Consider the following 680-nt stretch of genomic DNA (forward strand, 5'->3'; position numbering starts at 1 on the left):
TGACTGAAAACGATCATGACGCCTCCTTAATGTTTAGCCAGTAACGCTTTGGCAGTTTGCGTTTCTAAGTGAGTGCTATCGAAACTTTCCATTTTCGCCAACCATTTCTGCGCTTGCTCCATGTCCTCTGCACGCAGCGCTGCTTCAATGGCGTAAAGGTAAACCCAAGCCGTTGCCGCGAACGGTTGTTGATTGAAGCTCGGTTCATTAAGCAGAGTCAGGTACAGCTCGTACCCACGCTCAAAGTGATTAAACATATCCGGAAGCGAAGTGTAAGTGGTGGCCGCCATCGCAGTAGCCAATTGATATTCTGGTAGCCCTTGTAAACGCTGCTGCTCTTGAATCGGCATAGGTTGATTCGCCATTAAATCCAAACCTTTCTGAATGGTGGCAAGCCCGCGCTCAGTGAACTTCATCTTGTTCCATGGCATAAACGCATCGCGCCCTTGCAAGGTTTCACTGCTGCCAAGGTAAACCAATGTCACAGGCGTAGCGCCTTGCTTTTGAACTAATTGTGAAAGCTCGTCATGTACAGTATCCACCAAACCCGTGTCGCCCTGTGCGGCTTGGTTAAAGCGAGTTAGTAACTGCTCAGTAGGGTTTGCCAACGCCAAGCTGCTACTCAAGGTAAACGCTGCCAATGCCGCGCCGAGCAAGGTTGTGGCTCTGGATAAATGAAG

The 680-nt window shown here is 49.7% G+C and carries 1 protein-coding gene; it reads right to left on the bottom strand.

What is annotated here, in order from left to right; all coding sequences use genetic code 11:
- Nucleotides 1-26: 26 nt before the first annotated feature.
- Nucleotides 27-656 (bottom strand): hypothetical protein, encoded by a 630-nt coding sequence (locus R7R78_RS26630; RefSeq protein ID WP_225474673.1) that lies wholly within the window; start codon nt 654-656, stop codon nt 27-29.
- Nucleotides 657-680 lie beyond the last annotated feature (24 nt).

This window comes from Vibrio sp. 2134-1 (assembly GCF_033339495.1).